Origin of the sequence: Parapedobacter brassicae, assembly GCF_051400755.1 — a bacterium.
Lineage (GTDB): Bacteria > Bacteroidota > Bacteroidia > Sphingobacteriales > Sphingobacteriaceae > Parapedobacter.
The window spans coordinates 114,317-127,855 of record NZ_JBLFFL010000007.1 but is presented as its reverse complement, the minus strand read 5'-3'; the positions used below and the strand labels follow the sequence as shown (position 1 = coordinate 127,855).

Here is a 13,539-nt window from a genome sequence, read left to right as displayed (position 1 = left end):
AGAAGGTATGTTGGACACCTATCGTAAACATATAGCAGAAACCGATGGACAGCTCATTGCCCTTCGCACATCCATAAACCGCAACTCGCTGCTGCGCTTGGTGGCCATTATCGGCGGCGGAGCCGTGTTGTTCATGGCGGTGCAGTCCGAACGTGTGTGGATGGTTATGGCTTTTTTTCTAGCGGTCATTGTGCTTTTTGCCGGATTGGTCTGGCGGCAAAGCAAATTGGAGGCGCGGAAAGCTGCCTTGGAAGATTTTTTGGCTGTAAACCAGAATGAGCTTGATGTGTTCGACGGAAAGCCGAGTCGATACGACCATGGTGGAGGGTTCTCCAATAGCCGGCATCTCTACAGCGGCGATCTGGACATTTTCGGCGCCTCGTCACTATTCGCGTTGATCAATCGAAGCGCTACGGTACAGGGTAATCGGCTGTTGGCCGAATGGCTATCTTCGGCCGCCGATGCCGCGACCGTTGGGCTGCGGCAACAGGCGGTGAGCGAACTGGCTGGCGAGGTGGACTGGTGCCAACAGGTACAGGCGAAGCTGTGGTTTAATATCCATCGCAAGGATGATTTCAAACAACGATTTGCAGCCTTTCTGAACAAGGGAGAGGCAACCTTTGGCAATGCCCTGCTGCGCGGGTATGTAAAAGTGGCTCCTTGGTTGATGGTATTGGTGATCGGACTGGCCTTTTTCGTGCCGTTTTTTTCCGGCATCGCCATCGCATTGGCATTGATTCATTTGCTGACCGCGATGGGTTTCGGCTATCGGGTCAATCGCGTCGCAGGCCAGGTCGGCCGGGCGGGACAGCTGTTAGGTGCTTTCGCGGTTTCCTTTGCGCTGATCGAAAACCGTCCATGGCAAAGTCAATTGGGTAAGGCATTACAGGCATCATTATCCGCCGAAACGAACGCTAAATCCATTTCAGCCATTTTCGGGGAATTGGCAGCCCTCATCGACCGGCTTGATTACCGGTTGAATATGCTGATTGGAGCTGTGCTCAATATGCTGATGCTTTGGGATTTCAAACAGGTCTTCGCCATCCTGGATTGGCGCAGGCATCACGGTGCGGATATGCTGAAGGCGTTTGACGTCGTCGCCGAAGTGGAGGCACTGATCGGCCTGGCCACGTTGCGGCGCAACCATCCGGGATGGGCGTTTCCTGAGGTGGTCGAATCTGCGGAACCCATTTTACAGGCCAGGGCCATCGCCCATCCACTGATCCCCGCCACGGCTGCGGTAGCCAATGATTACAGCATGGAAAACCACCGTGTGGCCCTTATCACCGGTTCGAATATGGCGGGCAAGAGCACATTCCTTCGCACCGTAGGCAGCAATGCGGTATTGGCGTTTTGTGGGGCACCGGTGTGCGCGGAGGAACTGCGGCTGTCGGTGTTTCATTTGGTCACCTATATGCGCATTGCCGACTCGCTCAGCGAGAGTACTTCTACCTTCAAGGCCGAACTCAATCGGATACAATTGGTGCTACAGACGGTAACAAACCGGCCCAACACCTTTTTTCTGGTCGATGAGATGCTGCGCGGTACCAATTCCATGGATAAATATCTCGGCTCCAAAGCCATCATCAAGCAGTTGATTGCATATGGCGGTGTAGGCATGGTGGCTACGCATGATCTGCAATTGGCCAAGCTGGCTGAGGGGTACCCGGGAGTACTTGCCAACTACCATTTCGACATCCAGGTCACCGGCGGCGAGATGCTATTTGACTATCGGTTGAAGACAGGCGAGTGCACCATTTTCAATGCCTCGTTGCTGTTGAAAAACATCGGCATCGACATTGTAGACTGACTCATCGCTTCATGACGCGGTCCAGTTCACGTTTTGTATCCCTTTCCTTGATGGTCTCCCGTTTGTCGAAGTCTTTTTTGCCCTGCGCCAATGCGATTTCCACTTTGGCAAAGCCCCGCTTACTGATAAAGATGCGCAGGGGGATGATGGTGAAGCCCCGCTCTTCGCTCTTGCCCCTCAATTTTTTAAGCTCTTTTTTATTGAGCAGGAGCTGGCGGTCGCGCTTGGCTTCATGGTTATAAAACGAACCGTGCGAATATTCAGCAATGTGCATATTGCGGATGTAGAGGCCATCGTCAAAGAAGGAGCAGAATGAATCGTTGATATTGGCTTTGCCCTCCCGGATAGACTTGATTTCGGTGCCGAGCAAACCGATACCGGCGATGTAAGTGTCCAATATTTGGTATTCGAAGGACGCCTTTTTATTTTTGATGTTGATGTCTGAGGATAGTGCCATTGGTGGTATTCGTAATGCTTACAGCGATTGTTCGTCTGTTGACAATGGTTTGCAATAGATGTTTTGCGCCACCTTGTCTGATATGTTGATTTTGATGCCTTCTAACTCCAATGCCATGGAATGGTCAAACGCATATTTTGCCAATACAGCGATCTTGCTGTGGATGCCGATCCCGATTTGACTGACATATTGCAGGAATGACGGGGTATTGTCCTTCACTGCCACAATGGTGTATTGTTTGCCTTCATCGGCCTCGGATAGGATGACACGGGCTTCGCTTACGTAGGCACCGTCTGCAGTTGGAATGGCATCGCCATGCGGGTCGAATTGGGGGTAATCGAGGAATTTATCGAGCCGTTCCACCAATTTTTCGGATTTGATGTGCTCCAGCTGCTCGGCAACATCATGTACCTCATCCCAACTGAAGCCCAGCTTATCGAAAAGGAAAGTCTCCCAAAGCCGGTGTTTGCGTACGATGGCGACAGCCACGTCGCGCCCTTTGTCCGTAAGCGATATTTTTCCGTACCGTTCGTAGTTGACCAGCTGTTTTTCTTTCAATTTCTTGAGCATGTCCGTGGCCGTGGCCGGACGTACATTGAGTTTGCCCGCCAGCTGGTTGGTGCCGGCTTCACCGGCGCGGCCTTGCTCACCGGTAATACGAAGCAGTGCTTTCAAGTAATTCTCCTCGGTATCGGATACCATAACCGCAAACTTAGACAACTTGCAGTTCATATGCAAGCAAGTTGTCGTTCTCTCCTTAAACCCAAAAAGGCACCTGTTCGAGGTGCCTTTTTATCCATCAGTAAAAATGTGCTAATCTATGCTTTTACGGCCAACTCTTCCGCCATGGCTTTGCCGATTTCAGCCGGAGACTCGACTACGCGGATGCCGCATTCGCGCATGATTTTCATCTTAGCCGCTGCAGTGTCGTCTGCGCCGCCAACGATGGCTCCGGCATGACCCATGCGACGTCCCGGAGGCGCGGTCTGTCCAGCAATAAAGCCTACAACGGGTTTGGTGCCATGTTCCTTGATCCAATTGGCAGCCTCCGCTTCCATGCCTCCGCCGATCTCGCCGATGACAATGATGCCTTCCGTCTCGGGATCATTCATCAGCAATTCCACGGCTTCTTTGGTGGTAGTGCCGATAATCGGGTCGCCGCCGATACCGATGGCGGTGGTGATGCCCAATCCCGCTTTGACCGTTTGGTCCACCGCTTCATACGTGAGCGTGCCCGATTTGGATACAATGCCCACTGTGCCTTTTTTGAAAATAAAACCGGGCATGATCCCGATTTTGGCTTCATCGGCGGTGATGACGCCGGGACAGTTCGGTCCGATAAGCCGTGAGTTTTTGTCGCTTAGGTATGACTTCACCTGGATCATATCCTTGGTGGGGATCCCTTCGGTAATGCACACAATGACCCCGATACCAGCTGCTGCCGCTTCCATGATGGCGTCTGCGGCAAAGGCCGGCGGAACGAAAATGATGGAGACATTGGCCCCGGTTTTGTCAACGGCTTCCTGCACCGTATTGAATACCGGACGATCCAGGTGTGCCTGACCGCCCTTACCAGGTGTCACACCACCGACTACATTGGTGCCATATTCAATCATTTGCGATGCATGATAGGTGCCCTCGTTGCCGGTGAAGCCTTGTACGATTACTTTTGAATCCTTATTTACTAATACGCTCATTGTTCTGGTTTTTTGCACCGCAAACATAGATAAAATTGCATTTATATGCAAATTTATCGGTCTCTCATCAACCGCTAAAGGACAGCTGGTGCAGACGAAACTTAAGGCTTTGAGACGAAAAGTGAACGCATTTTGAACAAGACTAAACGCCTCGCGTATGGTGGAGGCGTAGCTTGGCGTAAATGTCCCACAGCACGATGCCCACGGACACTGCGATATTGAGGGAATGCTTGGTGCCTGATTGCGGAATTTCGATGCAGCCATCTACAACTTCCATGACCTTTTCGGCCACACCGTGTACTTCATTGCCGAATACAAGCGCGTATTTTTCGGTTAGAACCGGTGCAAATTGCTGGAGCGGGATGCTGCCCTTGGCCTGCTCTACCGCCAGGATGCGATAACCCGCCTCACGGAGCTGCTTGATGGCATGCAGGGTGTCGTTAGCATGGTCCCACGCTACGGACTGTGTGGCACCAAGGGCGGTCTTTTCGATTTCCCGGTGGGGTGGGGTGCCCGTGATGCCGCATAGGATCAGTCGCTCAAGGGCGAAGGCATCCGCCGTCCGGAAAGCGGAACCGACGTTATGCATGCTCCGTACATTGTCGAGCACCAACACCACCGGTAGTTTTTCCTGCGCTTTAAAATCTGCTACGGATGGCCGCTGCAGTTGCTCCATGGATAACTTTACGTGCATAGGACAAAGGTAGCGATCGCAATTTGAAATTTTGTGCGATTTGTTTTGAATATTGAAAAGAAGGTGGTAACTTTGCGGTCTGAAAAATATAGAAGGAAAAAATAGCTAAAGTAGATGGCAAATCATAAATCAGCATTAAAAAGAATTCGCTCCAACGCTGCGAAGCGTCTGAGGAACCGTTACCAAGCGAAAACAACGCGTAACGCAATTAAGAAATTAAGGACGACAACCAACGCAGAAGAGGCAAAAACCCTGTTGCCGCGGGTGATTTCCATGCTCGACCGTTTGGCTAAGAAAAGTGTCATCCATAAAAACAAAGCTTCTAACAACAAGTCGAAGCTGACCAAATTAGTGAATAGCTTGTCATAATACTACAGATACAATACATGAAAAAACCGCCTTGGCTCCAAGGCGGTTTTTTTGTATCTGGTCGATTACCAACCACCCGTCAGCAATCACCAATCACCAATCACCAATCACTCACCTCCGCTAACCTGCTCGAGCACCTGCCTCAATTTGGCTTGGTCATGCATGTACGGCTCCAGATCCAGCAACTCTACCTTTCGGAAATCAATGGGATGGCTTTCGCTCTGCAATGAAATGTATCCGCTTTTGAGCGGTTTCCCATCCTGTTTTACAGCAGGGTCGTAATTGGACACATTTCCACCGCCGATCTGCGGCTTATAATAGGTGAGTACCGTATCGCCTTCCAAGATATGGTGCACCACCGAGTCTGCCAGCACCAGAAATTCGGCCGTGACCCATTGATCCCCATGATACGTTTTCGAATTGGAGTTGATGCAGTGAGGCGTGAACAATTCACCGTCCACTTCCATGAACACATTGGTGCCTGGTGTACACAGGTTGCTGGTCGTCCGCTCGTTGGTGCCGTCCCCGCCAAGTAGCTGACCTTCGATGGAAATCGGGAAGTCCTGGTCCTTCAACATGGTTTTAGGGTCCTGCCCGTGCAGCATCGCCCCGCTGTTGCGCCATGCCCATCCTTCCCCGGCAGGTGCCTGCTCGCCGACAAAGCGATATTCTACCCGGAGGAGGTACGCCGAATAAGGCGTGTTGTAATGAATGTGGCCGTATTGGAAATCAAAGTCGGTATAACCGTCATACCGCACCTTTAACAGGCTATCCTCCACCCGGAAGGTATTGGCATAGTTTTCACCCACCTCGTGTTTAGCAATCTTTACGGTCCAGTCATTGAGGTCCTTTCCGTTAAAGAGCTGTATCCATTCCGGGCGGTCGGTCGTGTCGGTACACATGGCAATTGCAGAGGCCACTGTCGCCGCGATGATAAGGGTTGCTTTCATTTATTTATAGTTAACGTTCGTTCGAGGTGATGAAGATAATCATAATTTACTTGTCCCACAATCCGCGGTGCTTGATATATTCACTGGGTCTTACGCCCACTATTTTGGTGAAGGTGTTGCTGAATGTGGGCAAGCTGCTGTATCCTACTTTTGAAGCCACTTCGTTTATACTGAGTTTGTCATCAAGCAGCAGTTTCAGGCCTTTCAACATCCGCAGAATGGTAAAGTACTGGATAAAAGACATGTCAAGCTCTTTTTGGAAGAGACGGGCCAAGGTACGTTCGCTGATCCCGAAATGGTCGGCCACCTGCTTAAACCCGATATTATTCCCCACGCGTTTATCCAGATACTCGACGATTTTCACGAGCCGTGCATCGTCCGGATAGGGCAACGCTAGCGGCAGTGCTCCCCTGCTGAGTTCCGGTAATAACATTTTGAAGGCTTTAGCGATACTATACCGGTTTTCTTCCTCCGGCCGGATATTGCCGTTCCATCGATTGGTAAACATCATCAATTCCATCAGCAGGTCACTTACCGGATAGATTGCCGTTTGCGCGAAGAAGGGGTCGTCACATAACGTTACCGGAAAATACAGATTGCGCATGATCACTTCTGGCGAACTGGGATGGATGCTGTGCCGTACACCTGCCGGAATCCAGATATAATGCCGCGCAGGTAAGAAGTACGAGTGCTCCAGCGTATTGAGGTACACGACCCCGCCTTCCGTGTAGAGAAATTGGCCTTTCTTGTGCTCATGCTCTGGAATAAATTTTTCGCCCATCACCGCATGATGGCAATAAATGGTATCCGGATACCGGTCAACTTCTGTAATGTAATACCTATTTACGTAGCTTTGCATTCCGTTATGCACCGTTCATAATGGCGAAAATAAAAAGAAAAAGCAATTAGTTGTCTAAATTGAATAAATTAATGACCTGATGCAATAAGTGTCGACCTGCTTACTTCACCAGTGGGATACGGCCATATCTCCGTTTCCGGAGGTATTGCTGCGCCAATCCGAACGAAAGCAAGACGATAAGCGGAACGGCTACATTGAACAGTTGCCAATAGATGCGTTCCTCTTTCACCTTAATGGGATTCAGCAAGCGTAGTTTGACTTCTTTTTCGCGCAGTGCGATGATACCCGTATCATCCGCAAGGTAGTCTATGGCATTAAGCAGGAAGGATTTGTTTCCATATTGCTGCCCCGTATATCGGTCCCAGCCCAATGGATAAGGCGATCCGTCTGTGGGGTTGACTTCCCCTTTGAATACATCGCCGTCGGCGATGGCGATCATCTTAGCGGGTTTCCCCGATTCGGGCACGGCTACTGCGGCATCGACTCCCTGCGGTACCGGCCGATTGGCAAATACCGAGGTGAATTTACCTTCCAGCAAGGCCGCAACAGGATAGGGTTGGTTCTTAAATTGTGCCGGATCGGGTTCCTCTTCCACCAGCTGCAGGGAGATAGTAGCAGGGATATTGAGCAACCTGGAGAATGGTGATGAATGGAGGATGATCTCCTTGCGTACGCCAGGCGCCGCTACCGTATCCAGCGTGCCGGCAAATTCACTGCGGATGCCATCCAGGTTTTTGAGTATCGGATGGGCGGTCATGGGCACAAAAATCGGGTAAAAAAGCCAAGGTGCTAACTCGATCTGCGCCTGGTTACCCATGTTCCCCACCGTCAACGGAATTTGTCCGCAGTTCATATCGGCAATCAGCTTGTAGTTGAACCGTATGCCATAGGTAAATAGCATATCATCAAGGTTGAGCCGCCTTGCCACCACGGTTTGGTCGCCCGTGGCGCGTAAACTATCTAAGTCGGCATCGACCTGATCAATCGCCCACAATACGCTTCCGCCGTTCATCACGTATTGATTGATCTTATATTTTTCAGCTTCGGTAAACGGCTGGATCGGCTTAGCGATGACGAGCGCGTCCAGCTGGCTGAGCCCTTCGGGGTTGATGCTATCGAGGTTTACAAATCCGACCTGATAGCCGTTCATCAGGCTTTGCGTAGCGTCGTAGAGCTGCAGGTTGTCCAGTTCGCCATGACCTTCCGTAAAACCCACCAGCGGTCGGCCTCCGGATGTAACCTTACGAAGGGCCGATATCAGGGCATATTCTAGGTTTTGCACGGAGTTGTTCAATACGTCTTCAGGAGATGCTCCCATGCGGTTTTGCAAAAGGGTCACCGGTATCTCCTCTTCACCGAAGGTGACCAGCGCTGCCGGGAACACCAGTTGCTGGGTAAGTCCGGTCTCCGTGCGGACATTCAGATTGGTCGGGTGTACGCCCCGCTCGGCCAGCGCTTCGGTAGTTTCCTGTTGCTGTGAGGGATCGCCGTCCATCGGATTGATGACGCGGAAGGTCAACTTGCCGGCCGAATATGCCTTTAGGTCGCTTAAGAGATCGGTTGTTGCCCTTTTCAGCCGCGTGAAACCCGCCGGGAGTTTACCATCGAGCAGGACGGTGATGTGCACGCCCTCCGGGAGGGTGCTCATCGTGCGTTTCGCTAGAGGGGACAGTGTAAAGCGCTTTTCAGCCGTAAAATCAATTCGGCCAAAGTAGTAGGAAGCCAAGGAGTTCGCCAGTAGTATGACGATCATCCCACCCAGGCCTCGCCACCATAGCTGCCTGCTATTTTTTCGATACCTCGTCACCAACAGGCGGGCGGCACAGAGGAACAACGCTGTAATACTGAGGAAATAGAGGAGATCACGCGTATCCAACACCCCCCGGCTGACAGCCTCATAATGGGATTGCACGCCGAGTAAGGATACCGTATATGCATACGCCGAAATAAGCGACAAGCCGCTTAATGCATCAAACGCATAAAAAAGCAAGAAACACAGGAGCAGCGCGATCAGGAATGCCACGATGGGGTTTTTGCTTAGTGCCGAAGCAAATATGCCGACCGCGGTGAACGCCAATCCCAGTAGCAACAATCCTACATACGAGCCGATCACCGCTCCGGTATCCACGTTGCCTACAGGTTGGGCCAGGCAATACAGCGAATAGCTGTAGATCAGTGTCGGTAACAGCGCCAGTACAACAATGGTGACGCTACCCAGGTATTTGCCCAGTATGATGTGCCACATGGACAGCGGCCGGGTAAGCAACAGCTCCCAAGTGCCCTCGTTTTTTTCGCCCGCGATGCTCCGCATCGTAATGGCCGGAATGAGCAGCATGAAAAGGTACGGGCTGAGCTGAAAGAATGTTTCGAGCGATGCGTAACCGTTGGAGAGGATACTCGTGTCCGGAAATACCCACAGGAGCAGGCCGGTGACCGATAGAAACAAGCCAATGGCCAGATAGCCGGTCAGCGAATTGAAATATGCAGCGATTTCTTTTTTGTAGATGCTCAGCAATTGTTTGGTGCTTTAACGCTCCGAAAATAGCAAAACTTATTGGCATCTTTGGCAGGTCATTAAGCAAGTAACATTTTACGCTATCGCTGCCGGCGTCAAGCCGCAGGCTATTTCTTTTTCTCAGCTAAATCGGCGCGGACTTTCCGAATGAAGTCCAAAGAAACGGAAGCCAACTCCGCGATTTTGGCATCATTAAAATCAGTGTTGAACAGTAGGTTTTTTACAAAATGAAAACTGGCTTCTTCTTTTGCTTCTCTCCTTACGGAATCAAACGCATTCTGCGTATCCCATTTGGCTTTTAAACTTGCTTGGTATGCCATACGTTCCTCCTTCCTTAGTTTTGCTACTTCCGATATCTTGAAGATAAGCTGGAACACCCGCTTGTCCAAAAAGGTCGGAATCTTGTCAAGGGTGCTCATGTGCTTCAACAGATACATCCACTTATCCATATCGCTTAGCAAAGCCTCACCCGTCTTTACAAAATTAACGATTTCCAAAAACTTAAAGCCCAATTTATCATAGAATAATTTTCCAGAAGTCTTTTCCATCAACGCAATATCATGAAAATAACGCTCCTGCTCATCGGTATCCATACTGAATTCCAAGATGCCGATAAGGTAGACTTCCGGTAGTTGGTAATCATTTGACTCACGTCCCCTGTGCAGGAGTCGCTGGATGAGCCGTGATACGTAGAACAGCGCCCTGTCCTTGAAGAAATCCTGCCGGATACGTTGCATCTCCACAATGAAATACTCTCCGTTATCACCACGGCAATGCAAATCGAAAATGACACGTTTGTCTTCTCCGTTATCACCATCATATTGATTAGGTGCGTATTCAAGTTCGGTAATATGCTTTTCTCCCTGAAATAAGTCATTGAGAAACTCGATCAGGATGTCTTTGTTGGGCTCCTGCCCAAAGAGGTGGCGAAAGCCCCAATCGGTAAGAGGGTCTATGAATTTTCCCAGGGTAGGTTGCTGTAATTTGGTCATGAAGCAAATATAAGTTTTTGCCTACAAAAAAACTAAATAACTTAGTTTTTTTGTAGGCAAAAAAGGTGTAAACACAGGAAGGCGACTGGGCACCCGTTGCAGAGTGCCTATAGGCGCTGACAATTGGACCACAAAAAGTACTTAAAATCGGTAGCAGTTGTTTATGGAATTGCCAAAAATGTACGGGTAGGGTTTAGGGCACATTACTTTCATAAAAACACCTTTTTACAAAAAAACACCGGACCAATCTGGCCGGTGTTTTGATCCTTCGATAGGGTTTATGCGCACTAACGCTGCCCTGGCAAATACACCTGGAAGCCAAGCGCTACTCCTAAGCCGCTTTGTCCGGTCGATCCGGAAACGGTGGCTTTGCTGTAATTATAACCCGCGGTGACCTCCAGCGCTACACTACTGGTGACAAAATGCGCATAACCGACATTGGCACCCAGCGCCAGTGAAGCACCGGAACCTGGAGAACTGCCTGAAATGCCCACATCACCCTGGGCAAAAAATCGGCCGGTCGCACTTGAACCTTGGGGGAAGTAGTAGCGGACAAATGGTGAAACACCGTATCCCCAAACGTCGTCGTCATCAGGCACGGTCGCCAGCGAACCCACCAATCCGAGACCGATGGCCACGCCATCCGAAATAAAGTAGCCGGCGCGGGGATTTATACTGATATTGAAATTCTCACCCTCAAAACTGTAGCCCAAGCTACCCAAGCTGCCGCCGACGATCCAATTGCCCTTTTGCACGGGTGTGATCCCGACGCTTTCCGAGGTCTGGGGTTTATTGATATCCTGTGCGTTTGCAACGAAGATACCAGCTGAAAATAAGACAGAAAATAAAAATACGCTTTTCATGGTTTTTCGTTTAATTAATGATCAATTAATACAACTATTTATCTGATAAAACACAAAAGGTTTCATATTGTTTAAAAATAGCAATAAAGGGCACCTAACCGCTGGTGGTCAATCGGATAAATAGCGACTCCAAGGTTTTATCGGGATATCGGACAGGAAGCTCATTCAATGGAAAGTCAGCGACGATTTTACCTTTGTTGATCATGATCACGTCGTCGCAGATCGCTTCGACCTCTTGCATGATGTGGGTCGAGAACAACAGCGTCTTTTCCCTGCCCAGCTGTTTGATAAGGGCACGGATATCCTGCAGTTGATTGGGGTCTAAGCCGGATGTCGGTTCATCGAGGATCAGTATCGCCGGATCGTGTAAGATGGCTTGCGCCAAGCCGACACGCTGCCGGTAGCCCTTGGATAATTGGCTGATCTTTTTGTGTTGTTCGGCAGTCAGACCGGTTAGGGCAATGACTTCGGCTATCCGCTTATGCTTATTGGCTATGTGGTGTATCCCTGCAATAAAAGCCAGCGTTTCATGTACATACATATCCAAGTAAAGCGGGTTGTTTTCGGGCAGATAGCCGATGCGCCGCCGTGCCGCGAGGCTATCCTGCTTCACGTCGACGTTGAATATGGAAACCCTGCCGGCTGTGGGTTCGAGGCTGCCGCAGAGGATCTTCATGACGGTTGATTTACCCGCACCGTTCGGACCGAGAAAACCCAATATCCTTCCGGGTTTGGCCGAGAACGAAATGTCTCTCACCGCCGGTTGGGTGCCGTATGATTTGTGCAGATCAGCTACTTCGATGGACATGGTGCAGTTAATGGATGAACGCCGATGTTAATTTATGGGTATTGCGATATGCTGCCAATGCTTTTCCTGCCTCAACGGGTCGATCGGTGGACAGAATGTCCGCTCCGCGTTCGACCAATGCGGTGTACAGGGCTCCGCCTCTTGTGGCCGCTTGTTTATCCAAGTTGCCGATGGTGCCCAATATACACAGTATGCCATGGTCATGAAGCATTTCGTATACCTGTTTATTGGGTTCGCGCGTTCCCACGAAGGCAACCAGCCGATTGTCGGGAATGTTGCGGTCATTCAGCCTGAGCAGGTCGCTTGCCGATCCGATAGACGCCGATATCATCAGGCTCGGCGCCAATTGGTGTACTGCCGCCGCCTGATCGGCGCTATAGGTGATGATCACGCTGCAGGCATCAGCCTTATTGCGCCGGATGGCGCGCACCACGGCCGCGTACGGCACGCCGCGTTTAACGTCGATCGTGAAAATTACATTGCCTACTCCCCATTGCAGCGCTTCGTCGAGCGTCGGTATGCGGTAGGCCGTCACACGGCCTTCGGGGTCCTTCAGCCGTAGTTTTTTCAAGGCTGCAAGGTCAAACTCGTGGAGCCTCCCCGAGCCGTTAGTGGTGCGTTCAAGGGTCTCATCATGCATCAGCACCAGCACCGAGTCTTGAGTCATGCGAACATCGCACTCAATGATAATGGGTTGCTGGCGGAAGCTATTTTCAAACGTTTCAATCGCATTCTCCGGAAATCCTGTGGTGGGACCTCCGCGGTGTGCGCTGACCAGCGGGTAGCGTTTTTCGTCATAGGTCAGGAACCGGTATAAATCATCGACGGATGAAAGACTGATGTTATGGGATGAATAACGGAACTCGCCACCGCCGATGTTGGAAGGTAGGCAGGAGGCGAAGAGGATAGCAGTAACAATGAGTATAGCGAATGAGATAAAACGCTGATTCATAAAAGGATGTTAGCTAAATGGTAAACTTGGTATAAAGATAACGATTTTTATGTAAAATCCTATCCTAGGAGGTGTGCCAATTTGTTCAAATCCAATGTAAGCTGGTTGACGACGTGCTGAGCCTGCTGATAATACGGTTCCCGTTCGGCCAGTTTCGTGGTGATGTAATCCAACAGCTCTTCGCCGGATAGCCCCCTAAGCGCCGGCCGCGATGCGATATCGGTCTGCATCAGCCTGTCCCATAAGGCTTTTGGGGGGAGTTGGAAATAAATGGTCACGCCCGTTTTATTCATCCACGACATGTTGTCGACATAGCAGGGTGTGCCGCCTCCCGTCGAGACGACAGCAGGCCGGTCCAGCGGCAGTTGCTTCAACACCCGGCGCTCCAGTTTACGAAAAGACGCTTCACCATGTAGTCGAAAATAATCCGCAATGGAGGTGCCAGCCTCTTTCTCGATTTCTTCGTCTAAGTCGATAAATACCCGGTCGGTTTTGTTGGCCAGCTTCCGCCCCCATGTGGTCTTACCGCTTCCCATGAAACCGACCAAGAACGTGATTTTTGAATGGGTCATC

14 protein-coding genes are annotated in these 13,539 nt (G+C 50.5%); 2 read left to right on the top strand and 12 right to left on the bottom strand.

Annotated elements, in window-relative coordinates; genetic code table 11:
- The first annotated feature begins 7 nt into the window (after positions 1-7).
- Entirely contained in the window at positions 8-1,810 is a 1,803-nt protein-coding gene (locus ACMGDE_RS17120; protein ID WP_436834043.1) for a MutS-related protein, read from the top strand.
- A 1-nt stretch (position 1,811) separates the two neighbouring features.
- Here the strand turns inward: ACMGDE_RS17120 and smpB are convergent, their stop codons facing one another.
- The 4 genes from smpB to ACMGDE_RS17100 all read right to left on the bottom strand — a co-directional run bounded on the left by smpB (position 1,812) and on the right by ACMGDE_RS17100 (position 4,658).
- Positions 1,812-2,267 (bottom strand): SsrA-binding protein SmpB, encoded by a 456-nt coding sequence (gene smpB, locus ACMGDE_RS17115; protein WP_436834042.1) that lies wholly within the window; start codon positions 2,265-2,267, stop codon positions 1,812-1,814.
- Between the two features lie 18 nt (positions 2,268-2,285).
- Positions 2,286-2,999 (bottom strand): metal-dependent transcriptional regulator, encoded by a 714-nt coding sequence (locus ACMGDE_RS17110; RefSeq protein ID WP_436834041.1) that lies wholly within the window; start codon positions 2,997-2,999, stop codon positions 2,286-2,288.
- A gap of 86 nt (positions 3,000-3,085) precedes the next feature.
- Positions 3,086-3,964, bottom strand: coding sequence for a succinate--CoA ligase subunit alpha (gene sucD / locus ACMGDE_RS17105; RefSeq protein WP_436834040.1), 879 nt, complete (start codon positions 3,962-3,964; stop codon positions 3,086-3,088).
- 142 nt (positions 3,965-4,106) lie between these two features.
- On the bottom strand, positions 4,107-4,658 hold the full coding sequence (locus tag ACMGDE_RS17100; RefSeq protein WP_436834039.1) for an RNA methyltransferase: 552 nt from the start codon (positions 4,656-4,658) through the stop codon (positions 4,107-4,109).
- A gap of 114 nt (positions 4,659-4,772) precedes the next feature.
- On the opposite strand from ACMGDE_RS17100, the gene rpsT reads away from it, so the two are divergent.
- Positions 4,773-5,027, top strand: coding sequence for a 30S ribosomal protein S20 (gene rpsT / locus ACMGDE_RS17095; RefSeq protein WP_436834038.1), 255 nt, complete (start codon positions 4,773-4,775; stop codon positions 5,025-5,027).
- A gap of 107 nt (positions 5,028-5,134) precedes the next feature.
- On the opposite strand, the gene ACMGDE_RS17090 is transcribed toward rpsT, so the two are convergent.
- From ACMGDE_RS17090 to ACMGDE_RS17055, 8 genes are all read right to left on the bottom strand, one after another.
- Positions 5,135-5,977 (bottom strand): 3-keto-disaccharide hydrolase, encoded by an 843-nt coding sequence (locus ACMGDE_RS17090; protein WP_436834037.1) that lies wholly within the window; start codon positions 5,975-5,977, stop codon positions 5,135-5,137.
- 46 nt (positions 5,978-6,023) lie between these two features.
- Positions 6,024-6,836, bottom strand: coding sequence for a helix-turn-helix transcriptional regulator (locus ACMGDE_RS17085; protein WP_436834036.1), 813 nt, complete (start codon positions 6,834-6,836; stop codon positions 6,024-6,026).
- 100 nt (positions 6,837-6,936) lie between these two features.
- Entirely contained in the window at positions 6,937-9,351 is a 2,415-nt protein-coding gene (gene gldG, locus ACMGDE_RS17080; RefSeq protein WP_436834035.1) for a gliding motility-associated ABC transporter substrate-binding protein GldG, read from the bottom strand.
- A gap of 107 nt (positions 9,352-9,458) precedes the next feature.
- Positions 9,459-10,343, bottom strand: coding sequence for an Rpn family recombination-promoting nuclease/putative transposase (locus ACMGDE_RS17075; RefSeq protein ID WP_436834034.1), 885 nt, complete (start codon positions 10,341-10,343; stop codon positions 9,459-9,461).
- 287 nt (positions 10,344-10,630) lie between these two features.
- Entirely contained in the window at positions 10,631-11,206 is a 576-nt protein-coding gene (locus ACMGDE_RS17070) for a hypothetical protein (protein WP_436834033.1), read from the bottom strand.
- Positions 11,207-11,300: 94 nt separating this feature from the next.
- Positions 11,301-12,014 carry an ATP-binding cassette domain-containing protein gene (locus tag ACMGDE_RS17065; protein WP_436834032.1) on the bottom strand — a complete coding sequence of 238 codons (714 nt, stop codon included), beginning with the start codon at positions 12,012-12,014 and terminating at the stop codon, positions 11,301-11,303.
- Between the two features lie 7 nt (positions 12,015-12,021).
- The gene (locus ACMGDE_RS17060) at positions 12,022-12,966 is read right to left on the bottom strand and encodes a glycerophosphodiester phosphodiesterase family protein (RefSeq protein ID WP_436834031.1); all 945 of its coding nucleotides are present in this window, start codon (positions 12,964-12,966) and stop codon (positions 12,022-12,024) included.
- A gap of 59 nt (positions 12,967-13,025) precedes the next feature.
- Entirely contained in the window at positions 13,026-13,538 is a 513-nt protein-coding gene (locus tag ACMGDE_RS17055; RefSeq protein ID WP_436834030.1) for a shikimate kinase, read from the bottom strand.
- Position 13,539: the final 1 nt, after the last annotated feature.

Coding starts and splice junctions, on each gene's coding strand:
- ACMGDE_RS17120 (WP_436834043.1), top strand. CDS start 8: ATGTTGGACACCTATCGTAAACATATAGCAGAAACCGATGGACAGCTC.
- smpB (WP_436834042.1), bottom strand. CDS start 2,267: ATGGCACTATCCTCAGACATCAACATCAAAAATAAAAAGGCGTCCTTC.
- ACMGDE_RS17110 (WP_436834041.1), bottom strand. CDS start 2,999: ATGAACTGCAAGTTGTCTAAGTTTGCGGTTATGGTATCCGATACCGAG.
- sucD (WP_436834040.1), bottom strand. CDS start 3,964: ATGAGCGTATTAGTAAATAAGGATTCAAAAGTAATCGTACAAGGCTTC.
- ACMGDE_RS17100 (WP_436834039.1), bottom strand. CDS start 4,658: ATGCACGTAAAGTTATCCATGGAGCAACTGCAGCGGCCATCCGTAGCA.
- rpsT (WP_436834038.1), top strand. CDS start 4,773: ATGGCAAATCATAAATCAGCATTAAAAAGAATTCGCTCCAACGCTGCG.
- ACMGDE_RS17090 (WP_436834037.1), bottom strand. CDS start 5,977: ATGAAAGCAACCCTTATCATCGCGGCGACAGTGGCCTCTGCAATTGCC.
- ACMGDE_RS17085 (WP_436834036.1), bottom strand. CDS start 6,836: ATGCAAAGCTACGTAAATAGGTATTACATTACAGAAGTTGACCGGTAT.
- ACMGDE_RS17075 (WP_436834034.1), bottom strand. CDS start 10,343: ATGACCAAATTACAGCAACCTACCCTGGGAAAATTCATAGACCCTCTT.
- ACMGDE_RS17070 (WP_436834033.1), bottom strand. CDS start 11,206: ATGAAAAGCGTATTTTTATTTTCTGTCTTATTTTCAGCTGGTATCTTC.
- ACMGDE_RS17065 (WP_436834032.1), bottom strand. CDS start 12,014: ATGTCCATCGAAGTAGCTGATCTGCACAAATCATACGGCACCCAACCG.
- ACMGDE_RS17060 (WP_436834031.1), bottom strand. CDS start 12,966: ATGAATCAGCGTTTTATCTCATTCGCTATACTCATTGTTACTGCTATC.
- ACMGDE_RS17055 (WP_436834030.1), bottom strand. CDS start 13,538: ATGACCCATTCAAAAATCACGTTCTTGGTCGGTTTCATGGGAAGCGGT.